The sequence below is a fragment of the Amycolatopsis sp. NPDC051128 genome (assembly GCF_040682715.1).
GTDB lineage: Bacteria > Actinomycetota > Actinomycetes > Mycobacteriales > Pseudonocardiaceae > Amycolatopsis.
On the sequence record NZ_JBFBBN010000056.1, the window covers coordinates 37929 to 58862 of the forward strand.

Annotated in this window: 21 protein-coding genes and 2 pseudogenes; 8 read left to right on the plus strand and 15 right to left on the minus strand. The window is 72.9% G+C overall.

What is annotated here, in order from left to right; genetic code table 11:
- Positions 1 to 28 precede the first annotated feature (28 nt).
- The 7 genes and pseudogenes from AB0M82_RS38155 to AB0M82_RS38185 form a co-directional block, all read right to left on the minus strand.
- On the minus strand, positions 29 to 367 hold the full coding sequence (locus AB0M82_RS38155; RefSeq protein WP_364732939.1) for a hypothetical protein: 339 nt from the start codon (positions 365 to 367) through the stop codon (positions 29 to 31).
- Positions 364 to 1050, minus strand: a pseudogene (locus tag AB0M82_RS38160) (DUF692 domain-containing protein); the annotation flags it as partial. The gene AB0M82_RS38155 and the pseudogene AB0M82_RS38160, both read right to left, overlap by 4 nt.
- A 116-nt stretch (positions 1051 to 1166) precedes the next feature.
- Positions 1167 to 2090 carry a TIGR04222 domain-containing membrane protein gene (locus tag AB0M82_RS38165; RefSeq protein WP_364732942.1) on the minus strand — a complete coding sequence of 308 codons (924 nt, stop codon included), beginning with the start codon at positions 2088 to 2090 and terminating at the stop codon, positions 1167 to 1169.
- Positions 2091 to 2178: 88 nt separating this feature from the next.
- Complete coding sequence (msrB, locus tag AB0M82_RS38170; protein ID WP_364732944.1) at positions 2179 to 2601, minus strand: peptide-methionine (R)-S-oxide reductase MsrB; 423 nt, start codon at positions 2599 to 2601, stop codon at positions 2179 to 2181.
- A 19-nt stretch (positions 2602 to 2620) separates the two neighbouring features.
- Positions 2621 to 2926 carry a hypothetical protein gene (locus tag AB0M82_RS38175; RefSeq protein WP_364732946.1) on the minus strand — a complete coding sequence of 102 codons (306 nt, stop codon included), beginning with the start codon at positions 2924 to 2926 and terminating at the stop codon, positions 2621 to 2623.
- Positions 2927 to 2979: 53 nt separating this feature from the next.
- A complete protein-coding gene (locus AB0M82_RS38180; protein WP_364733002.1) occupies positions 2980 to 4641 on the minus strand; it encodes a protein kinase in 1662 nt (553 codons plus the stop codon).
- Positions 4642 to 4759: 118 nt separating this feature from the next.
- Positions 4760 to 5434 carry a TVP38/TMEM64 family protein gene (locus AB0M82_RS38185; RefSeq protein ID WP_364732948.1) on the minus strand — a complete coding sequence of 225 codons (675 nt, stop codon included), beginning with the start codon at positions 5432 to 5434 and terminating at the stop codon, positions 4760 to 4762.
- Between the two features lie 68 nt (positions 5435 to 5502).
- On the opposite strand from AB0M82_RS38185, the gene AB0M82_RS38190 reads away from it, so the two are divergent.
- The 3 genes from AB0M82_RS38190 to AB0M82_RS38200 all read left to right on the plus strand — a co-directional run bounded on the left by AB0M82_RS38190 (position 5503) and on the right by AB0M82_RS38200 (position 8106).
- Positions 5503 to 6528, plus strand: coding sequence for a DNA polymerase domain-containing protein (locus AB0M82_RS38190; RefSeq protein WP_364732951.1), 1026 nt, complete (start codon positions 5503 to 5505; stop codon positions 6526 to 6528).
- A 150-nt stretch (positions 6529 to 6678) separates the two neighbouring features.
- Entirely contained in the window at positions 6679 to 7071 is a 393-nt protein-coding gene (locus AB0M82_RS38195; RefSeq protein ID WP_364732953.1) for a DUF6221 family protein, read from the plus strand.
- A gap of 36 nt (positions 7072 to 7107) precedes the next feature.
- Positions 7108 to 8106: an MsnO8 family LLM class oxidoreductase gene (locus AB0M82_RS38200; protein WP_364732956.1), complete on the plus strand. Its 999-nt coding sequence runs from the start codon at positions 7108 to 7110 to the stop codon at positions 8104 to 8106.
- A gap of 1 nt (position 8107) precedes the next feature.
- Here the strand turns inward: AB0M82_RS38200 and AB0M82_RS38205 are convergent, their stop codons facing one another.
- Both AB0M82_RS38205 and AB0M82_RS38210 read right to left on the minus strand, forming a co-directional pair.
- Positions 8108 to 8764: a maleylpyruvate isomerase N-terminal domain-containing protein gene (locus AB0M82_RS38205; protein ID WP_364732959.1), complete on the minus strand. Its 657-nt coding sequence runs from the start codon at positions 8762 to 8764 to the stop codon at positions 8108 to 8110.
- Between the two features lie 18 nt (positions 8765 to 8782).
- Positions 8783 to 10345 carry a helix-turn-helix domain-containing protein gene (locus AB0M82_RS38210; RefSeq protein ID WP_364732961.1) on the minus strand — a complete coding sequence of 521 codons (1563 nt, stop codon included), beginning with the start codon at positions 10343 to 10345 and terminating at the stop codon, positions 8783 to 8785.
- Between the two features lie 124 nt (positions 10346 to 10469).
- On the opposite strand from AB0M82_RS38210, the gene pruA reads away from it, so the two are divergent.
- Positions 10470 to 12098 (plus strand): L-glutamate gamma-semialdehyde dehydrogenase, encoded by a 1629-nt coding sequence (gene pruA, locus AB0M82_RS38215; RefSeq protein ID WP_364732964.1) that lies wholly within the window; start codon positions 10470 to 10472, stop codon positions 12096 to 12098.
- An 11-nt stretch (positions 12099 to 12109) separates the two neighbouring features.
- Positions 12110 to 13039 (plus strand): proline dehydrogenase family protein, encoded by a 930-nt coding sequence (locus AB0M82_RS38220; protein WP_364732967.1) that lies wholly within the window; start codon positions 12110 to 12112, stop codon positions 13037 to 13039.
- Positions 13040 to 13101: 62 nt separating this feature from the next.
- On the opposite strand, the gene AB0M82_RS38225 is transcribed toward AB0M82_RS38220, so the two are convergent.
- On the minus strand, positions 13102 to 13473 hold the full coding sequence (locus AB0M82_RS38225; RefSeq protein WP_364732970.1) for a thioredoxin family protein: 372 nt from the start codon (positions 13471 to 13473) through the stop codon (positions 13102 to 13104).
- 89 nt (positions 13474 to 13562) lie between these two features.
- Between AB0M82_RS38225 and AB0M82_RS38230 the strand changes: the two genes are divergently transcribed.
- The gene (locus tag AB0M82_RS38230; protein WP_364732972.1) at positions 13563 to 13805 is read left to right on the plus strand and encodes a DUF2630 family protein; all 243 of its coding nucleotides are present in this window, start codon (positions 13563 to 13565) and stop codon (positions 13803 to 13805) included.
- A gap of 120 nt (positions 13806 to 13925) precedes the next feature.
- Here AB0M82_RS38230 and AB0M82_RS38235 read toward each other — a convergent pair whose 3' ends face one another.
- The 3 genes and pseudogenes from AB0M82_RS38235 to AB0M82_RS38245 form a co-directional block, all read right to left on the minus strand.
- Positions 13926 to 15473, minus strand: coding sequence for an alpha/beta hydrolase (locus tag AB0M82_RS38235; RefSeq protein ID WP_364733004.1), 1548 nt, complete (start codon positions 15471 to 15473; stop codon positions 13926 to 13928).
- A gap of 69 nt (positions 15474 to 15542) precedes the next feature.
- Positions 15543 to 16248, minus strand: a pseudogene (locus AB0M82_RS38240) (hypothetical protein).
- A 39-nt stretch (positions 16249 to 16287) separates the two neighbouring features.
- The gene (locus AB0M82_RS38245) at positions 16288 to 16998 is read right to left on the minus strand and encodes a pyrimidine reductase family protein (protein WP_364732974.1); all 711 of its coding nucleotides are present in this window, start codon (positions 16996 to 16998) and stop codon (positions 16288 to 16290) included.
- Between the two features lie 89 nt (positions 16999 to 17087).
- On the opposite strand from AB0M82_RS38245, the gene zapE reads away from it, so the two are divergent.
- Positions 17088 to 18107 (plus strand): cell division protein ZapE, encoded by a 1020-nt coding sequence (zapE, locus tag AB0M82_RS38250; RefSeq protein WP_364732975.1) that lies wholly within the window; start codon positions 17088 to 17090, stop codon positions 18105 to 18107.
- Here the strand turns inward: zapE and AB0M82_RS38255 are convergent.
- Positions 18061 to 18627, minus strand: coding sequence for a phosphatase PAP2 family protein (locus AB0M82_RS38255; protein WP_364732978.1), 567 nt, complete (start codon positions 18625 to 18627; stop codon positions 18061 to 18063). The two genes, zapE and AB0M82_RS38255, sit on opposite strands and share 47 nt — an antisense overlap.
- 78 nt (positions 18628 to 18705) lie before the next feature.
- Between AB0M82_RS38255 and AB0M82_RS38260 the strand changes: the two genes are divergently transcribed.
- Complete coding sequence (locus tag AB0M82_RS38260; protein WP_364732980.1) at positions 18706 to 19593, plus strand: FAD-dependent oxidoreductase; 888 nt, start codon at positions 18706 to 18708, stop codon at positions 19591 to 19593.
- On the opposite strand, the gene AB0M82_RS38265 is transcribed toward AB0M82_RS38260, so the two are convergent.
- Positions 19577 to 20905, minus strand: a complete 1329-nt coding sequence (locus AB0M82_RS38265; RefSeq protein WP_364732982.1) for a hypothetical protein — start codon at positions 20903 to 20905, stop codon at positions 19577 to 19579. The genes AB0M82_RS38260 and AB0M82_RS38265 overlap by 17 nt on opposite strands.
- Positions 20906 to 20934: the final 29 nt, after the last annotated feature.

Consider the following 20934-nt stretch of genomic DNA (forward strand, 5'->3'; position numbering starts at 1 on the left):
TCTCGGCCGGGCTGTGGGCAGAGTGTCGTCAGCGGAGCCGGAGGCGAGTCAGCAGCCCTCGCCTTGGCTTCGGCAGGTGGCCGGCCTCGATCAGCCATGTCACGAACGCGTCCGCGTAGGCCCCCGATCGCTCGGTGTCCTTCTTCGGCCGCTCCGCGTTGAACTCCGTGAACAGCGGCCCGAACCGCTCGCCGAGCGTCTCCGCCAGCTCCGGCCGCTGGTAGGCCAGCACCCGGCCGTGCTTGCGGCGCAGGACATTCGCCTCCACCCGGAGCCGGGAAGGGTCGAAGCCGTCCGGAGCCGGGCCGTCCGCCAGGAGCGCGTGCAGCAGCTCTGCCTGCCGCCGGGCCAGCCGTTCCCGGCTCAAGCCGTCACCGCCGCGCGCAGGGCCGCCAGCTCGGCCGCGAGCTCGTCGTCGGCCGGGTAGTCGTCGTCGCGTTCGAGGAGCACGCCCGGCGGGTCGGTCCGGCGGCGCAGCTCGGCCAGCAGGTCCAGGACCTCCGGCAGCACCGGGTGCGCGTGCGTGTCGTGGTAGACGCCGTCGCGCTCGACGCCGCCCGCCATGTGCACGTACGCCAGCCGTTCCCACGGGATGCCGTCGAGGAACGCCACCGGGTCGGTGCCGATGTTGCGGGCGTTGGCGTAGAGGTTGGCGACGTCGATGATCAGCAGGCAGTCCGTGCGTTCGGTCAGCTCGGTGAGGAACTGCTCCTCGGTGAGCTCGGCGTCCGGCCAGTCCAGCACCGCGGCGATGTTCTCCAGCGCGAACGGGACGTCCACAATGGACTGCGCTAGCCGGACGTTGGTCACGAGCACGTCGAGGGCCTCCCGGGTGCGGGGCAGCGGCATCAGGTGCCCCGAGTCGAGCCCGCCCGCGCGCACGAAGCACACGTGGTCGCTGACCAGCGGCGCGTCCAGGGCCCGCGCGACCTCCGCGAGGTGCTGGACGCGCCCGGTGTCGAGCGGCTCGGCCCCGCCGAGGGACAGCGAGACGGCGTGGGGCAGCACCGGCAGACCGCGCCGGCGCAGCGCGTCCAGCGTCTCCGGGAGGGATATAGAAGACCACGAAATCCGGTCCGGAGATGCCCCACGGGTCGCCCATCGCCCGCCTCCCCTCATGAGTCGCGTTACCGTAGCTGTGAGACGTGACTGGTCGCGTCGGCGTTTCAACCGCCGCAGCCCCCGCCACCCCCGCCACCCCCACCGCCGCACGAGCTGCCGCCCCCGCCGCCGCACGAGCTGCCGCCGCCGCTGCTGCAGGAGCTGCCGCCGTAGTAGCCGACCGCGGCGCCGCCCCCGGCGCCCGTCCAGCGCGAGCGGGCGGAGCGGTGGTGGCGGACCGTCGGCTGCTGCGTGGCGCGGCTGACGGCCAGCCGGACGTCCTGGTCGGGGTGGCCGCCCAGGCCGTCCGACGCGACGGCGCCGGCCGGACCGGCCACCAGAGTCCCGGCGCGGCGCGCTTCTTCGGCGGCCGCCCGGCCGGTGACGGTGGCCTTCACCTGCGGCGCCTTCGCGGCCCGGACCGTGGTGAAGACGGCCGCCACCGCGTTCAGCACCAGCAGTCCCACCAGGAAGCCGACCGGGTGCCCGGTGGCCGAGCCGGCGATCAGCCGGACCACGCCGATGACGGCCAGCGCCCAGTACGTCACCGCGGTGAGTACCGAGGTCAGACGCAGTTTCCGCACGTCGGTGAGCAGGCCGCGAGCCACCAGCCCGGTCTCCAGGTCCGTCACCGACGGGTGGTGCCACACCTCGGCGGCGACCCGGTCGACCGAGGTGTCGGTTTGGCCGATCCGGGACAGCGCGGCCTGGCCCAGGTCGTCCGGCGCCGTGACCCGGACGCGGTGCAGGCGGCCGGCGCCGTCCATCCGGACGATCTGCCGTTCCAGCAGCCGGGCGACGACGACCTCGCCGACGCGCGTGCGCCCGCCGGTCAGCAGCGCGAGTTCTTCGGCCCGTTCGGGCGCGCCGCCGGCGTCGCCCCGCGCCAGCAGCGCGGCGCGCACGACGGCGAACAGCGCCGTGAGAAGCAGGAGCCCCAGGTAGAGGCCCGCGAAAACCGGTCCGGGAATGCCCCAGGTGTCGGTCATTAGTCCGCCCTCCCTCGTCCGTGTGCGGAGATTACGTCCGAGGAAGGGCGGCGGTTGCTCCCCTTAAGGAGGATTTAGGCTGAGGGTTTTACGACTCGGGCACCAGTTTGAGCGAGATCGAGTTGATGCAGTAACGCTGGTCGGTCGGGGTCGGGTAGCCCTCGCCCTCGAAGACGTGGCCGAGGTGGCTGTGGCAGGAGCCGCACAGCACCTCGATCCGCTTCATGCCCATAGTCCGGTCCTCGCGCAGCAGCACGGCGTCGGAGTCGGCCGGGTCGTAGAAGGACGGCCAGCCGCAGTGGCTCTCGAACTTCGTGTCGCTCCGGAACAGCTCGGCACCGCACGCGCGGCACGCGTAGACACCGGTGGACTTGGTGTCGGTGTACTCACCGGTGAACGGCCGTTCGGTGCCGGCCTGGCGGAGCACGGCGTACTCCTCCGGGCTCAGCTCCGCCCGCCATTCCTGCTCGGACTTCACGACACGCGGGGTGGCGCCGACAACGGGTTTCATACCTTTCACCCGTTCCACGTTACGCCGCGAGCCACGCCAGGGCGTGCACCACGATGTCCCATGCGGCGACGATCACCCCGAGCACGATGAGCACCACGATCAGGGCCGCCACCCAGTACCGCAGCCCGCCGAGGCGGTTGCTGGAATCGGCGAAGTCGGCCACGCCGTCCAGGGCGGCCTCGATGGTGTAGTTGGGTCCGCAGCGTTCGATCCGGTCCAGGTGCTCGGCGAACGCGCGGGCCTCCGGGTCGTACGGGTCGAGGCCGACCAGGTCCTCGTGGAAGCGAGGATTCTGGCCCGGCAGCGAAGCTCCGTTGTCGGCCATGCCTCCACGGTAGGCCATTCGCGCCCGTCAGCCCACCAGCGGCGCGTTACGTCTCAGTTGCCCGAGCCGGAGGACAGGGAGTCGATCTTGGTGTTCGCGTCGATGAGCGTCTGCCCGCCGACGATCACCATCCGGAACTTGTGACGGCCGTTCATGATGTTGAGATACATCTGCACCGAGCCGTCGTCGGCCACGCCCTCGTCCGCGCGCGCGGTGTTGAACGAGCCGACGTTCTTCTTGTTGTCCGCCCAGTACTGCTGGAACTGCTGTTCGTCGCCGTAGACCGCTTGGGCGGCCGGTGTCAGCATGTTCCAGTTCGCGGCCGGGGCGTTGAAGAAGTCGACCAGCTGCTGGCCGGCGGCCCCGATCGCGGTGATCCTGCCTTCGGCCTTGGTCTTGCCCAGATCGGCGGCCACGGCCGAGTTGCTCGAGCGTGTCGTCTGGGGCGTGCTGCTCTGGCCCGCGGTCGGCTGGTTGCCCGCCGACTGCGCGTTCGTGGTGCCGCCCGGGCTGCCACCACCACCGGAGTTCAGCACCAGGAACACGATCACCGCGACCACGACGAGCGCGGCGCCGCCCCCGGCGAACAGCGCGAACTTGCGCTTGTTGTCCGGCTTCGGGGCGTTCGAAGAGTACTGGGGCGCCCTGGCCGACGGCGCGGCCGCGGGCATCGGTCTGGGCGGTGTGTTCGGCGGGGCGGCCGGGGACCGCATCGGCGTGAACGCCGCGGTCGGGCGCGGCGGGTTCGACGCCGCCTTGCCCGCGGCCACCGGCGTGCCCGCCGGCGGTGACGACGGCGGGGACTGGTCGGTCCGCTGCCACGGCGGGCGTTCGCCACCGTCGGCGGGTGCGGCGGGACGGCGGCCCGCGCCGCCGGAGAGCAGCGGCGGCGACGCCGTCATGCCGCCCGGCTCGGTCCGGGCCAGCGCGGCCAGCCGCTCGCGGGCCTCGGCCATGCTCGGCCGCTCGGCCGGCTCGCTGCGCAGCAGGCTCATCAGCAGCGCGGTCGCCGCCCCGGCCTGGACCGGCGGGTTGATCTGGCCGTTCGCGGCCGCGTAGAGCAGCGCGAGCTGGTTCGTGGTGTTGCCGTACGGCGTGGTGCCCTCGATCGCCTGGTAGAGGGTCGCGCCGAGGGCGAAGACGTCGGAGCTGGGCACCGGGTCGGCGCCGCGCGCCAGCTCGGGCGCCAGGTAGGCGGGCGTGCCGCCGATCAGGCCCGTCGCCGTCAGCGTCATGTCGCCGGCCGCGCGGGAGATACCGAAGTCGGTGATCTTCGCGGTGCCGGTCTCGTCGATGAGGATGTTGCCCGGCTTGACGTCGCGGTGCACGATCCCCGCGCGATGCGCGGCCACCAGCGCGGAGGCCACCTGCTCGCCGAGCCGGGCGACCCGGCCGAGCGGGAGCGTGCCCTCCTCGGCGAGGATCGTGGAGAGGCTGGGCCCGTTCAGGTACTCCATCACCAGGCACGGGTCGCCGTTGTGCTCGGCGATGTCGAACACCACGATCGCGTTCGGGTGCTGGAACCGGGCCGCGTTCTTCGCCTCGCGCATCGCGCGCTGGCGCATGTTGTCGCGTTCGGTCTCGGAGACGCCCGGCTGGGGGAGGATCTGCTTGATCGCGACGGTGCGCTCGAGGCGCACGTCGGTCGCGCGCCACACCACTCCCATGGCACCGCTACCAATGTGCTCGACGAGGCGGTAGTGCCCCGCGATCAGCTGACCGGTGTCGATGGCGACTGCTCCTGACGAAATTCCCGGTGATGGTGGCCCTGCTCAGCGCGTTTCCGCTTCGCGCACCCGATCGAGTGTAGCGGTCGGCCCTGTCCTGTTCGCGTCAGCCAGCCGGTCCGGCGGGCTCCGGTTCGGGTACCGGTGCCGCCGGTACCCGTTTCCGGAACACCCTGACCAGCCCGATCGTCCCGGCCAGCGCGAACAGGCCATAGCAGACGAGCAGCGCGGGCGGCGTGTCGCCGGTCAAGGCGTCACCCAGGACGACCACGGCGACGGTGCCGGGCACGCTTCCGAGCAGCGTACCGGCCAGGTACGGGGCCGGCCGGACGGACGACACGCCGCAGAGGTAGCTGAACGGCGCGAACGGCACCACCGGGATCAGGCGCAGCGAGGTGATCGCGAGGACGCCGCCGCCGGCGAGCCGGTCGTCGGCCGCCTTGACGGCCGAGCGGTGCAGGTGCCGGGTGACCAGATCGCGGCCGAGCAGGCGGGCCAGCCCGAAGGACAGGCCGGCCGCGATGGTCGTGGCGGCCAGGCCGATCGCGATCCCGGCTGTGGTGCCGACGAGCAGGCCGGCGGCCAGGTTGAACACCGTCCGCGGGATCGGCGCCACGGTGAGCAGCGAGTACGCGACGAACAGCACGAGCGGGGTGGCGGGGCCGGTGGCCGCCGCCCAGGCCCGCAGCTCGGCCGGACCGGGGATCGGCAGCAGCACCGCGGCCACCGCGAAGGCGGCGAGCATGGCGAGCGCGACGATCAGCTTGGTGCGGCCGGACACCCACGCCAGCCTACAGCGCCGGTGTTCTCGCGGAGGCCGGGTGGCGCGATCACCGCTAGCGTGGCCGCATGCCCAAGCACGGTGACCCGGTCGAATACGAGGTGGGCGGGCGCACGGTCCGCGTCTCGAGCCCGGACAAGGTGTACTTCCCCGAGCGCGGCATCACCAAGCGGCAGGTCGTCGAGCACTACATCGCCGTCGGCGGGCCGCTGCTGCGCGCGATCGGCGAGCGGCCGACCACGCTGAAGCGTTACGTCGACGGCGTCGAGGGCGAGTGGTTCTACGCCAAGCGCGTGCCGAAGGGCGCGCCGGAGTGGGTCGAAACCGCCGAGATCACCTTCCCGTCGGGTCGCAAGGCCGCCGAGGTGTGCCCGACCGAGCCCGCCGTGTTCGCCTGGGCGGCCAACCTGGGCACGTTCGACTTCCATCCGTGGCCGGTGCGCCGTCCCGACGTCGACCACCCGGACGAGCTGCGCATCGACGTCGACCCGCCGGACCGGGCCGGGTTCGCCGACGCGGTCGAGGTCGCGCTGGTGGTCCGCGAGGTGCTGGCGGACGCGGGGCTGACCGGCTACCCGAAGACCTCCGGCGGGCGCGGGGTGCACGTGCTGGTGCGGATCCGGCCGGAGTGGGACTTCGTCGCGGTCCGGCACGCGGTGATCGCCCTCGGCCGCGAGGTCGGGCGGCGGATCCCGGACAAGGCGACGATCTCGTGGTGGAAGGAGGAACGCGGTGGCCGGGTGTTCCTCGACTACAACCAGGCGGCCCGCGACCGGACGGTCGCCTCCAGCTGGTCGGTCCGCGGCACCCCGCGCGCGACGGTGTCGACGCCGTTGACGTGGGAGCTGCTGGGCCAGGTGGACGCGGACGACTTCGACGTGCTGACGGTCCCGGCGTTCCTCGCCGAGCACGGCGACCTCCACGCGCGGATGGACGAAGAGCCGTTCGGCCTGGAGACGGCACTGGAATGGTACGAACGCGACGCGCGTGACCACGGTCTCGGTGAGCTCCCTTACCCGCCGGACTATCCGAAAATGCCTGGTGAACCGAAGCGCGTCCAGCCGAGCAAAGCCCGCCCCGAGAACGCGGAGTGATCATGCGGACGCGCGCTGTCGCCTTCCTGGTCACAAATGTTGCACAGCCGACTTCGTTGTCACGATCAAGGTCGATGACGGCGTAACGTGCGTTCCCGGATCGACGAATCCCCGGAGACGGCCGGGGGCCGGTTCGAGGAGGAGGCTTTCGTGGACGACCTGATCGCTTTCCTCGCCGCGCGCGTCGGCGCGCGGCAGGCGTTGATCATGCAGGCCGTCAACAAGGCGAAGGCCGGCGAGACGATGAACCGCGGCGAGACGAAGGTCGCCGTGGAGCAGCGGATCCGCGGGCTGACCGATCTCGAACTCGACGTGGTCAACCAGATGATCAACGAGATCGAGGCCACCCGGCGGCTTCTGCTCGCCCACCGCACCACGGTGTCGGAGAAGGTCCCGGGTTTTCCGCTCTACGGCAGCGAATACTGGTGTGAGACCTGCCACGTGCCCGCCGACGAGGCCGGCTCCAACTGGTGTCTGACGCTGCGCCTGCTGGGGCTGCCCTACGCCGACCATCCGGACTACAGCGAACGCTGGCGCCCCTGACGGGAATCCCGTCGCCCGCCGCGCGTTCCATCCCGTGTGAGGCTTTCCGTACTCGATCGTTCACCGGTGCGGCGCGACGGCGGAACCGCGCGGGCGCTGCGGGACACCGTCGCGTTCGCCGCCGCCGTCGAAGCGCTGGGCTACCACCGGTTCTGGGTGTCCGCGCACCACAGCGTCCCCGGGGTCGCCGGGTCCGCGCCGGCCGTGCTCGCCGCCGCCGTCGCGGGCGCGACGAGCCGCGTCCGCGTCCGCGTCGGCACCGGCGGGGTGATGCTGCCGAACCACCGGCCGCTGGTCGTCGCGGAACAGTTCGGCGTCCTGGAAGCGCTTCACCCCGGCCGGATCGACATGGGACTCGGCCGTTCGGTCGGCTTCACCGGTGGGGTGCGCGCGGCGCTCGGGCACGGCAAGGACGCCGCCGACGACTTCGGCGCGCAGGTGCGCGAACTGCTCGGGTTCTTCACCGGTGAGCACGGCTACCCGGGCGTCCACGCCTACCCCGCCGAGGGTCTGCGCGTGCCGCCGTTCCTGCTGGCCACCGGCTCCGGCGCGGACCTCGCCGCGGAACTCGGGCTGCCGCTGGTGATCGCGCCGGTGCGCGGGGAACGCGCGCTGTCCGAAGCCGTGACGCGCTACCGGAACGGGTTCCGGCCGTCCGGGTGGGCGCGGGAGCCATACGTCGTGGTGTCGACGGCGATCGCCGTGGCGGACTCGGCGGCGGACGCGCGACGGCTGCTCGTCTCGGAGGCCTGGGCGACGGTGTATTCGCGGTCCCACGGCGTCTTCCCGCCGCTGGCGCCGCCCGGGGAGGTCCTGGCGTCGCCGATGACCGACCGCGAGCGACGGCGGCTCGAAGAGACCTTGGACGGCCAGATCTCCGGCACGCCCGCCGAAGTGGAAGACCGGCTGGGAAAGCTCGTCTCGGCCGCGGCGGCCGACGAAGTCCTCGTGACGACGGCCGCCTACGACCAGTCCGCGCGCCTCGATTCGTTCGCGGCGCTCGCGGAACTGGGGCGGCTTCCCGTGCCCGCGTAGCTCATCCGAGCACGAACGGCAGCCGCGCGGCCAACGCGCCCAGCTCCGCCGTCTCGGCCTCCGTCGGCGGCCGACGGCCCGTCGCGACCAGGAGGACGTCGGTGTCGGAGAACGACTCCGGGAACGCCGCCCCGGCGATCTTCTCCAGCATCGCGCGCGTCCGAGCCAGCCCCTCCGCCGGCGGCGAAGCAGCGCCAGGCAAGGAAACCACCAGGTCAAGGTGGTGCAACGTCCACTCCAGCACGTACGCGGAGAGGTAGTCGCCCGCGGTGAGGACCATGTCCTGCGTGCTGACGCGCGTTCCCGGGTCGGCCAGGTCGGCGGCGCGCCCGGCCGCGGCCCCGACGTCGTCGAGGTGGAACTTCAGCAGTGCCGGGTCTTCGTACGCCGCGGCCAGCCGGACGATCAGCGCGTCGAGGGGGTCATCCCCGGCCGGCGGCGTCGAAGCGACCGCCCAGTACGTGATCGCGTCGTGCGTCGGCTCGGCCGAAGCCGGGGTCACCAGCGTGATCAGGACGTCCTGGGCGTCGATGACCAGGTGGCAGACCAGGTCCCGGACCAGCCACCCCCGGCAGCCGGACGGCTTCGCGAAGTCTTCGTCGGAAAGGGAAGCGACCGCGGCGCGCAACGCCGCCCACGTGCGGGAAAAGAGATCCACCCGGCGAAGCTAGCAGGATCAGAGCTTCAGCTGCAGCTGAGTAAGAAGGCGCTGCGCCGGGTCGCCGAAGTCCACTCCGGACACTTCGCCGGCGCGCCGGACGCGGTAGCGCACGGTGTTGGGGTGGATGTTCAGCGCCCGCGCCGCCGCCCGGACGTCGCCGAACGCGTCCAGCCAGGCCAGCACCGCCGGGACGAGGATGCGGCCGTGCTCGGCGTCGTGCTCCACGAGCGACGTCAGCCGAGGGTCGCGGATGCGCGGCTGCCCGCCCAGGAAAGCCAAGACCTCCGACAGCAGCACGTCGGCGCGGACGTCGGCCAGCGAGGCGACGTCGGCGGGCCAGTGCCCGCGCGCCATCGCCGCGAGGACGCGGTCGGCGTCGCCGCGGGAGGCGGCCGCGTCCGACAGGCGCGGCACGACGCCGCCGAGCGCCGCCCGGACCGGGACGTCCAGGTGCCGCCGCGCGGCGCCCACGATCTCGCGAGCCAGCGCCAGCACGGCCGCGTCGGAATGCTCGGGCAGGTCGGGCAGCAGCGCGTAGACGCGGCCGCCGATCACGCTCACCAGCGCGCTGCGCCGGTAGGCCGCCGTGTGCACGGCGATGAGGTGCACCAGCTCGGCGCGTCGCAGCTGCCGGTTGTCCGGGCGCTCCAGCGAAAACGCCAGCACCTGCGCCGGCCGCGCCGGATCGGCGCCGATGTCGTCCGCGACGGACTCCGCGTCCAGCCGGCCTTCGAGGAGGCTGGCGAGGAGGTCCTCCCGCAGCCGCAGCTCGGGGCTGGGCAGCGTGCGGGCGCGGATCAACCGCGGGGCCAGGGTGCGGCTCGCGCCGAGCAGGGCCAGTTCGGCCCGTTCGGTGAGCGGCTGCGCGCCTTCCTGGACCCAGATCGTGCCGAGCGGCTGCTTGCCGGCGTGGATGCCCGCGGCGATCCGCCGCCGGATGCCGAGCTCGGGCCGCTCGTCGATCCGCACGATCCCTTCGCCCGCGCGAAGCCGTTGGTAGACGCCCCATTCGCGGAGCATCGCGAGGTAGCGTTCCGGGCCTTCGCGGCCGAGGATCGACAGCCGCCGCAGCTCGTCGACCTCGTCGCCCGCCCGCGAATACGCGAGCACGCGGTTGGCCGTGTCCTCGATGCTGACCAGCCCGCCGGTGAGCGTCGCGATCGTCTGGGCCATGGCGAACAGGTCGCCGAGCACTTCGCCGCCGGCCGCCTCGCCGCCCGCGCGGGCCGCCTCGACGACCCCGCGGGCCAGCGACTCCACCTGCTCCCAGCGCGCTTCGGCGCCGACGGTGAGCAGCGCGACGCCCGCGTCGGCGGCGACGTCGGCGCCCGTCGCGCCCTTGACCGCCACCGCGGCCGCGCCGCCGCGCCCGGCCGCGCGGATGGCGGGCGCCGCCGCCCGGCCGCGCGCGCCGATCACCAGCACCAGGTCGCCGGGGGAGGCCTCGAGGGGGTCTTCGGGGTCGAGGATGACGACGTCGGTGACCGGGACGCCCAGGCCGTGCGGCGCCACCACGACCTCGACCAGCGGTTCGCCGAGCGTCGCCAGCACGTGCCGCAACGACGTCTCGGTGGTCACCTTCGCGTTAGCCGATCGGACAAGCTCATAGGGGCGATTTTAGCTGTTCGGACAAGCCGCCGGAGTGTGTCCGGAGTTACCGTTCGGGGCATCCGGACATTGCAGGAGAGGCAGAGGAGCCGCCGTGGACGCCGTGACCCAGACCCCCGCCCCGAAGAACGAGCCGGTGCTGACGTACGCGCCGGGCAGCGCCGAGCGCGCCGAGCTCGAGGGTGCGCTGAAGCGGCTGGGCCAGGCGGAACCCGTCGACCTCACGGTCACCATCGGGGGCGAGCAGCGCCCGGGCGGTGGCGAGAAGATCGACGTCGTCCAGCCGCACAACCACCGGCACGTCATCGGCACCATCCGCAGCGCGACCCAGCAGGACGCCACCGACGCCATCGCGGCCGCCGCGAAGGCCGCGCCGGAGTGGCGCGCGCTGTCCTACGACGACCGCGCGGCGATCCTGCTGCGCGCCGCCGACCTGCTGACCGGCAAGTGGCGCGCCATCCTGAACGCCGCCACCATGCTCGGCCAGTCCAAGACCGCCACCCAGGCCGAGATCGACGCCGCCTGCGAGCTCGCCGACTTCTGGCGCTTCAACGTCGAGTTCGGCCGCCGCGTGCTGGCCGAGCAGCCGGTCAGCTCGCCGGGCGTGTGGAACCGGATGGAGCACCGGCCCCTCGAGGGCTTCGTGTACGCGATCACGCCGTTCAACTTCACCGCGATCGCCGGCAACCTGCCGACCGCGCCCGCGCTGATGGGCAACACGGTGCTGTGGAAGCCGTCGCCGACGCAGTCGTTCGCCGCGCACCTGACCATGCGGCTGCTCGAAGAGGCCGGGCTGCCGCCGGGCGTGATCAACCTGCTGCCGGGCGACGGCAAGGCCGTCTCCGAGGTCGCCCTCACCCACCGCGATCTGGCCGGCATCCACTTCACCGGCTCGACCGCGACGTTCCAGCACCTGTGGGGCACCGTCGGCGCGAACATCGCGGGCTACCGCGGCTACCCGCGACTGGTCGGCGAGACCGGTGGCAAGGACTTCGTGCTCGCGCACGCGTCGGCCGACGTCGACGTCCTGCGCACGGCGCTGGTCCGCGGCGCTTTCGAGTACCAGGGCCAGAAGTGCTCCGCCGCTTCGCGCGCGTACGTCCCGCGCAGCGTCTGGAACGAGCTGAAGGACGGCCTCGTCGCCGAGACCGAGGCGCTGTCCTACGGCGACGTCACCGACCTGTCGCACTTCGGCGGCGCCGTGATCGACCGGCGCGCGTTCACCAAGCACACGGAGCTGTTCGCCCGCGTCGCTTCCGATGCGTCGGTGGAAGTCCTGACCGGCGGCACCACCGACGACACCGACGGCTTCTTCGTCCAGCCGACGATCCTCGTCTCGGACAACCCGAAGCACGAGATCTTCTCCACCGAGTACTTCGGCCCGATCCTGTCGGTGCACGTCTACGAAGACGGCGACTTCGACGCCGTGCTCAAGCTCGTCGACGAGACGGCCGCGTACGCGCTGACCGGCGCGATCATCGCGAACGACCGCACCGCCGTCGCGAAGGCGGCCGAGGGGCTGAAGTTCGCCGCGGGCAACTTCTACGTCAACGACAAGCCGACCGGCGCCGTCGTCGGCCAGCAGCCGTTCGGCGGGGCGCGGGCCTCGGGCACCAACGACAAGGCGGGGTCGATCTTCAACCTGCAGCGCTGGACGAGCCCCCGCTCCATCAAGGAGACCTTCGTCCCGCCGACCAGCGTCCGTTATCCGCACCAGGGCTGAGGGAGTTCGTCATGCTGCGTACCCCGTTGCTCGCCGCCGCCCGGTCCCGGAAGATCCGGGCGCTCGTCGAAGCCGTGCCCGCCACGCGGTCCGTGGTGCGCCGGTTCGTGGCCGGGTCCGGTACCGCCGACGCCGTCCGCGTGGCCGGGGAACTGGCCGCGGACGGGCGCCGGATCACCCTCGACCACCTGGGTGAGCACACCACCGACGCCGCACAGGCGTCGGCGACCGTCCGGGCCTACGAGGCGGTGCTGACCGCGCTGGCGGCGGAAGGGCTCGCTTCCGGTGCCGATGTGTCGGTGAAGCTGTCGGCCGTCGGGCAGTTCCTGCCGTCGGACGGCGAGGACGTCGCGCTGGAGAACGCGCGGAAGATCTGCGCGGCGGCCGAGGCGGTCGGCGCCACCGTGACGCTGGACATGGAGGACCACACCACCACGGACTCGACGCTCGGCATCCTGCGCGAGCTGCGCGGCGAGTACCCGTGGGTGGGCGCGGTGCTGCAGGCCTACCTGCGGCGCACCGAGCAGGACTGCCGCGAGCTGGCCGGGCCCGGGTCGCGGGTGCGGCTGTGCAAGGGCGCGTACGCCGAGCCGGACTCGGTGGCCTTCACCGAGAAGTCCGAAGTGGACCGGTCGTACGTCCGCTGCCTGCGCGTCCTGATGGCGGGCCGGGGGTATCCGATGGTGGCGTCGCACGACCCGCGGATGATCGAGATCGCCGGCGCGCTGGCGATCGAGAACGAGCGCTCGGCCGATGACCACGAGTTCCAGATGCTCTACGGCATCCGGCCGGAGGAGCAGGCGCGGATCGCGGCGTCGGGCTCGCGGATGCGCGTCTACGTGCCCTACGGCGACGAGTGGTACGGCTACTTCATGCGCCGGCTGGCCGAGCGCCCGGCGAACCTCGCGTTCTTCCTGCGCGGGCTCGCCACCCGCTCCTGAAAGCCGTGAATGTCGCATTGAGGGACTTGAAGTCCCTCAATGCGACAGTCACGGCTTTGGGGTCAGGCCTGTTCGGCCTCTGCCTCGGCGGCCTTGCGCTTGACCTCGGCCATGTCGACCTCACGAGCCTGCTTGATGAGGTCTTCGAGGGCGGGCTCGGGGAGCGCGCCGGGCTGGGCGTAGATCAGCGTCTTGTCGCGGATGATGGCCAGCGTCGGGATGGAGCGGACGTCGAAGGCGGCCGCGAGCTGCTGCTGCGCTTCGGTGTCGACGCTCGCGAACACGATGTCGTCGTGCTTCTCGGACGCCTTTTCGTAGACCGGCGCGAACTGGCGACACGGCCCGCACCAGCTCGCCCAGAAGTCGATCAGGACGAACTCGTGGTCGTTTAGCGTCTGGTCGAAGTTCTCGGCGGTCAGCTCAACGGTGCTCATGCCCAGGTCAACGAAGCGAGGGCGGCGGGAATTCCCGGGGCCGGGGTAGCGTCTCCCCGAGCGCAACCCGGCGACGAGGAGGAGACACGATGGCCGACGGCGAGATCCTGGGCCGGATCGACGAGCTGATCGCGGAGGAGCACGAGCTCCGGTCGCGGTCGGTCGGCGTGGGGCTGAACGGCGGCGACCGCGACCGGCTCACCGCGGTCGAGCAGCAGCTCGACCAGTGCTGGGACCTGCTCCGGCAGCGCCGCGCGAAAACGGAGTTCCACGAGAACCCGGACGAGGCGGAAGCCCGCCCGATCTCCGAAGTCGAGTCCTACCGCCAGTAACCCGGATCTCGCGTGATTGAGCACGTAACTCGCGTGATTGGGGCCGGATCTCGTGAGTTACGGCTTCAATCACGCGAGTTCCGGCTCTGATCACGCGAGTTCCGGGCCGGATCACGCGGGTTACGCGGGGCAGAGGGTGCCGTCGGCGGGGATCTTGCCGTCCAGCAGGAACGCGCGGGCCGCGTCGGTGACGCACGGCGAGGCCCCGACCGCGCCGTGGCCCGCGCCCTGCCAGGTGATGGTCACCGCGGACGGCATCTGGTCGGCCGCGCGAGTGCTGCCCAGCTGGGGCGTGACCGGGTCGGCCGCGGTGGCCGCGACCAGGATCGGCGGTGCGCCCGGCGCGCCCGGCGCCGGCAGCGGCTCGGTGCGCACCGGCCAGGGGCCGCACCAAGCCAGCTGCTGGGCGATGACCGCGCCGAACTGCGGGTATTTGGCGCGCATTCCGGCCACGACCTGGTCGAGCTGGTCGGCCGAGAGCCGGGTCTGGCTGTCGTTGCAGCGGGTGGCGATCGTGACGTCGATCCGGGACGGCTGGGCGCGCGTGTCGTGCAGCACCGGCGCGGCGAACCCGGCCAGCGGCCCGATGTTCCCCGCGCGGGCCGCGGCGATCGCGTCCGCCAGCTCCGGCCACCGGGAGCGCTGCGCCAGTCCCGAGTAGACGGCGAACGTCGCGATCCCCGGCCCGAACACGACGCCGTCGCCGGTCGACGGCGGGGTGCGGCGCAGCTGGTCCGTCAGCGCCGTCAGCGCCGCTTTCGGGTCGCCGAGCGAACAGCCGCGGGCCGCGCAGTCCGTGGCGAAGGCGTCCAGGGTGGACTGGGCGCCGGCGGCGACCGCGTCGAGCACCGCGGCGGTGTCCGCGCCCGGGTCGGGGACGCCGTCGAGCACCATGCGTCCGACCTGGCCGGGGAAGCGCACGGCGTACTCGGCCAGCACCTTCGAGCCGTCGCCGCGGCCGAGCGCGTTCAGCCGATCCATCCCCAGCGCCTTCCGCAGCTCGTCGAGATCGCCCGCGCCGCGCCAGCTGTCCAGCGCGGTCTGGGAGTCGTCCAGCTCGATGGCGCACTGCTGGCCGGCCTTGCGGGCGGCGTCCAGCACGTCCTGGAGGTCGCCCTGCGCCGGGTCGGCGTCGATGAGGCCGGGCCGGATGCCGGACGGCACGCACTGGACGGCGCCCGAAAGCCCGGTGCCGCGCCGGTCCACGCCGATCAGCGAGAACTTCTCCAGGAACACCGGCGGCAGTGTCGCGGCCAGCCGCGCGGCGTGGACCGTGCCCGGTTCGCCGTCGACGTCGTTGACCACGACCAGCGGCACCGGCCCGGTGCCGACCTTCAGCGCCAGCAGGCGGACCACCGAACGCCGCGCCTCGCCGGGGGCGTCGAGCGGCGCGGTGACGCGGGCGCAGGTGAAGTGGAGGCTGTCCGGGACGCCGGGGGTGCCGATCCGCTGCCGGGTGTCGTCGTCGCAGTCGGCCCACTTCAGCGACGGCGACTGCGGTTCGGCCAGCGGCGGCAGCGGCACCGACGGCGTGCCGGCCGGGGCGCCGCCGGTCGTCTTGCCGTCGTTCTCGACCAGCGCCGGGCGGACCGACGGCCCCGCGGCGCAGCCCGCGGCGGCGGCGACGGCGAGCAGCGCGACCAGGAGACGGGAACGGCGGCGGCGCACGGGCGGGGTCCTCACGTCGATCAAGGGAAGGGCACCGCCGAGCTTTCCACGGCCGGTGTGGGACGAGGGTTAGCGGGTCCGCACCACCTGGCCGCGGAACACGGCGTCGAGGTCGTAGCGGACCGGCTCCTCGAGCTGGCCGTAGCCGCACGACGCGGGTTCGCGGTCCGGCCGCCACCGCACGAACCGCGCGTTGTGCCGGAACCGCGACGGCATGCCGCCTTCGGTGTTCTCGTAAGCGACCTCGACGACGCGCTCGGGCCGCAGCGGCACCCATTCGTGCTCGGTGGCGCGCCAGCGGGTGATGCCGCCGGGGATCCGCTGGGCCTCGCCGGTGGCAAGGCCGCCCCACGGGTGGTCCTCGCCGCCGGTGATCAGCGGCGCCAGCTCTTCGGCCAGCTCGCGACGGCGTTCCTTGGGGAACGACCCGACGGTGCCGACGTGGTGGAGCACGCCCTTTTCGTCGTGCAGGCCGAGCAGGAACGAGCCGACGAGCTCGCCGGGGGCGCCGTCGACGTGCCAGCGCAGCCCGGCCAGCACGCAGTCCGCGGTGCGCAGGTGCTTGTACTTGAGCATCACGCGCTTGCCGGGGGTGTACGGCTCGTCCAGCGGTTTGCCGATGACGCCGTCGAGGCCGGCGCCCTCGAACGTCACGGAAGACGATGCAGCGGAAGCCGTCCCACTTCGGTTCGAACAGCAGGCCGCCGGAGTCCGGGATGGCCTTCGCGGGCTTGGCGAGCATCGGCTTCAGCGGCGGCTGCAGCGGTAGGGGCATGCCCGCATTCTGCGCATGTTCCCGCTTCGGTGCACGCGTTCAGACGTGTCGCCGGTAGCGCAGGAACGTGTAGCCGTCCTCGACGAGGATCGACGCGAGGTCCATCCGGCGCGGCACCGATGGCGTCCCGGCGGCGATCCGCCCGGCGCCGCCGCCCGCGAGCAGCGGCGCGACGGTCAGGCACAGCTGGTCGACCAGGTCTTCGGCGATCAGGCCGGCGAACAGCGCGGGCCCGCCTTCGCAGTCGACCCGCCGCAGTCCCCTCTCCGCGAGCAGGTTCAGGGCCTTCCGGAGATCGACGTCGTCGTCCCCGGCCCGGATGACCTCGGCGTCGAGCCCGCCGGCGTCCGCGGTGGTCGTGGTGACGACGATCGGCGGCACGTGCGTGTCCGTGAACAGCGGCGACGCCGGGTCGAGGTCTCCGGTGCGGGTCACGACGGCGATCGGCGGGACGCCGGCGAGGCCGAGACGGCGGCGGCGGTCCAGGCGTTTCGCGCTCGCGACGACCCCGCGGTAGTTCTCGGCGCGGGCGGTCCCGGCGCCGACCAGGACGACGTCGGCGAGGTCGCGGCCGAGGAGGAAGACCTCCCGGTCGGCGGCGTGCGACAGGCCCGCCGACGTCGCGTCGATCTCGACGGCGCCGTCTGCGGAGGCGACGAAGTTGACCTGCACCCAGGGCCGGGTGAGTCTCTCCGGATAGGCGTAGATCGCTTCGAGGTCCGCTTCACCCGGTGGCCACACGCTTCGCACGAAACCATCCCAGCACGAGCGTGAAGCACGTCTCTACCGGGGCATCTGCCCGCTCACCGGTGCCCGTGGCGCGGATAGGCTCTGCGACCATGCCCGCGCACCTGACCGACCGCCGACCCGAACTCGGCGCCGACGAACTCGTCACCGCGCTGGTGCCGCCGCCGCGCTTCGGCGCCGTGCGGTTCGAGACCTACCTGCCGAACCCGGACGAGCCCAGCCAGGCCGCCGCGGTCGAGGCGTGCTCGGCGTTCGCCGCGAAGGTCGGCGCCCGCCGGGAAAAGAAGCGCTTCCGGCTCTTCGGCGGCCCGGCGGCGCCGTCCGGGCCGATGGGGCTCTACCTCGACGGCGGGTTCGGCGTCGGCAAGACCCACCTGCTCGCCTCGACGTGGCACGCGGCGCCGTCGCCCAAGGCCTACGGCACGTTCGTCGAGCTGACCCACCTCGTCGGCGCGCTGGGCTTCCCCGAAGCGGTGCGGCGGCTGTCGGAGCACCGGATCCTGGCGATCGACGAGTTCGAGCTCGACGACCCGGGCGACACCACCCTGGTCACCCGCCTGCTCCAGGAGCTCATGGACGCCGGCGTGCACATCGCCGCGACGTCGAACACCCTGCCGGAGAAGCTGGGGGAGGGCCGGTTCGCCGCCGAGGACTTCCTGCGCGAGATCCAGACGCTGTCGGCCCGGTTCGGCGTCGTCCGCGTCGACGGCCCGGACTACCGCCACCGCGGCCTGCCGGACGCGCCGCCGCCCGTCCCCGAAGCCGTCCTCGAAGAGTCCGCCGCGGCACACGGAGGGTCCACTGTGGACGACTTCGACGCGTTGTGCGCCCACCTGGCGGAGCTGCACCCGTCGCGCTACGGGCGGCTGCTCGACGGTGTCACCCGGGTGCACCTGCGCGGCGTCCGCCCGGCGCCGGACCAGAACGTGGCGCTGCGGCTGGTCGCCTTCGCCGACCGGCTCTACGACCGGGCCGTCCCGGTGGTCGTCTCCGGCGAGCCGCTGCCGTCGCTGTTCACCGAGGAGATGGTGAACGGCGGCTACCGCAAGAAGTACCTGCGCGCGGTCAGCCGGTTGACGGCGCTGGCTCGCGACGCGGCACCGACCACGTGAACAGCACGACGGCGACCGCGAAGAGCGTTCCGCCCGCGACGTCGGTGAGGTAGTGGTAGCCGAGGCCGACCAGCCCGGCCGCGGCCGCCACCAGTGCCAGGACACCGAGCACGACCATGATGATGCGCCGCGTGACGAGCACGAGCACCGTGAGCACCGCGACCAGGCTGACCGTGTGCCCGCTCGGGTAGACGAGGGTGCCGTTCTTCCACCGGTCGTACAGCGGCTTCAGCAGCCAGCCCGTCAGCAGGATCGCCAGCAGCGGCGCGGCGAGCGCGAGCCCGGCGTCGACCCGGCGTCCGGCGCGCAGGCACAGGACGACGGCGAGGACGCTCAGCGCGAGCACGACGTACGGCTCGGTCGGCAGCACCAGTGCCCGGAGCGCGCCCGGGCTCAGGTGCGCGACGGCCCCCGCGGCGGCGCTGTCGACGGAGCCGGGGGCGGTCCCGCCGGCGAACGGCAGCCCCAGCAGCAGCGCGAGCAGCCCGCAGACCGCGGCCGGCACCCGGATCGTCCTCACTCGCGAGAGGGTAGCCGTGATCTCGTGGCGCACCCGTCTGCCACGATGCGGGGAAGCGGGTTTCGTACGGAGGAACGCATGCGGATCACAGTGGCGGGGGCCGGGATCATCGGCCTGAGCTGCGCGTACCGGCTGGCCGGCGCGGGACACGACGTCACGGTCGTCGCGGCGGCCGGCCCGGGGGAGTCGACCTCGGCGGTGGCCGGCGGGCTGCTGTACCCGCCGGTGCGCCGCCCGGACAAGCGGATCGTGCGGTGGACCGCGGCGACCCTCGGCGTGCTGCGGGAGCAGGAGGCGCCCGGCGTCCGGTTCCGGCGCGGCCGGATCCTGCTGGCCCAGGGGGAACCGGAGCCACAGTGGCTGCCGGCGATGGCCGACGCGGTCCGCGCCGACGACCAACTGGTCTTCACGACGGCCCTGGTCGACACGCCGGTGTACCTGACGTGGCTCCTCTCGCAGGTCGAAGCGCGCGGCGTGCGGGTCGAGTACCGGTCGCTGGCGTCGTTGACGGGCCTGGACGCGGACCTGGTGGTGAACGCGGCGGGCCTCGGCGCGGGCCGCCTGGCGGGCGACGGCTCGATGGTCCCGGTCGGCGGCCAGGTCGCGCACCTGACGGACCCGGGCCTGACGGAGTTCGTGGTCGACGAGCGGGGCCCCGGCCTGACGTACGTCATCCCGCACGGCGGCCACGTCGTGTGCGGCGGCACGGAAGAGCCGGGCCGCGGCGACACCGACCCGAACCCGGGCGTGACGGCGGACATCGTGCGCCGCTGCCGCGAGCTGGTCCCGGCGCTGGCGGAGGCGGAGGTCCTGCGGTCCGTGGTGGGCCTGCGCCCGTTCCGGCCGGTGGTGCGGCTGGAGCGGAAGGGTGACGTCGTGCACTGCTACGGCCACGGGGGAGCGGGGATCACTCTCTCCTGGGGCTGCGCCGCGGACGTCGTGGAGCTGGTCAAAGCAGCCCGATGAGTTCCGTGATCCCGCGCCGCTTCAGGTGGTCCGCGTCCCCAGCGCGGCTCTGCAGCACGAACGCCACCCGCTTCCCCTCGGCGGCCAAGGCGAAGAACCGGTCGTTGCCCCAGGTCGGGAAGAGGTCCGGGAGCACGATCGCCGTCGTGCGCGGCGCGGGCTTCGGCGGGGTCCGGTCGAATTCCGCCACCAGGTCCTTCAACGCCTGTCCCGCGGGCTTCAAGCGACGGTCGTTCGTGTACAGCCCCAGGTCGTACTCCAGGGGGTTCAGGTTCGGCACCAGCGAGGGGTTCACGTCGTGGGAGCACCACCACGTGAAGCCCAGCGTGTGCGCGGAACTCGCCGCGTTGCGGATCGAGCGGGACAGCCATTCGCCGTACCGCGGGCGGGTCGCGTCGCTGAAGTGGATCGACGGCGCCGCGCCGTCCTCCTGGATCCAGACCATGCGCGCCGGGTCCGTCGCGTACGCCTGCGCCACCTGGATGAGCCGCTCCGCGTTGTGCGTCGCGACCGCGCCGAGCGGGTCGGTCTTGAGCGTGCCGGAGAAGGACGTCCACGGGTGGATCGCCACCACGTTCCCGGCGTCGGCCAGGCCCCTCCGGGTGAAGTGCCGCCCGTCGTCCCACGGGGCCCGGTCGCAGCCGACGGTGTGCGCCTTGCCCGGCGCGACCTCCTCCGCCGTCGCGCACAGGGCATGGGCCCACGCGTCGGCCTGCGCGGGCAGCACGAACAGCCCGGCGAAGTCGTCCCAGTAGTAGTACGGCTCGTTCGACAGGTCGAAGCCGAGGAACCGCGGGTGCCGCCCGATCCGCGCGGCGAGCGCCCGCAGCAGCGTGTGCTGCGCGTCCAGCGCCGCCGGGTCGGTGAACCAGTTCACCGGCTTCGGCGAGGTTTGCAGCCAGTTCGGCGTCCAGTAGCGGGCCGAGATGTGGCCGTTGAACACCGTCACCTCGACGTCGAGCCCGGCGGCGTCCGCGTAGCCGAGGAACTGCTCCAGCCGGTCGAGCTTCTCGCCGCTGACCAGGTGCGGCTCCGGCTGGAACGCCGACCACAGCAGCATGATCCGGATGTGGTCGAGCCCGAGCGCGGCGATGTCGTCGAGGTCGCGGCGCAGGTCGGCCTCGCGCCAGTCTTCCCACATGTGGAACCAGCGCGTCGACGGCGTGTAGTTGACGCCGAGGCGGAACGCCCGGCGCCGCACCGGACCCGCGGCCGCCGCCGTGCCCGCGGCCGCCGCAGGGGGAGCCGCCGACGCCGCCAGGGCCGCGCCCGCCACCCCCGCGAGCACCGACCGCCGCTTCAGATCCGCCACGCCGCCTCCTTCACCGCCAGTTGATCACG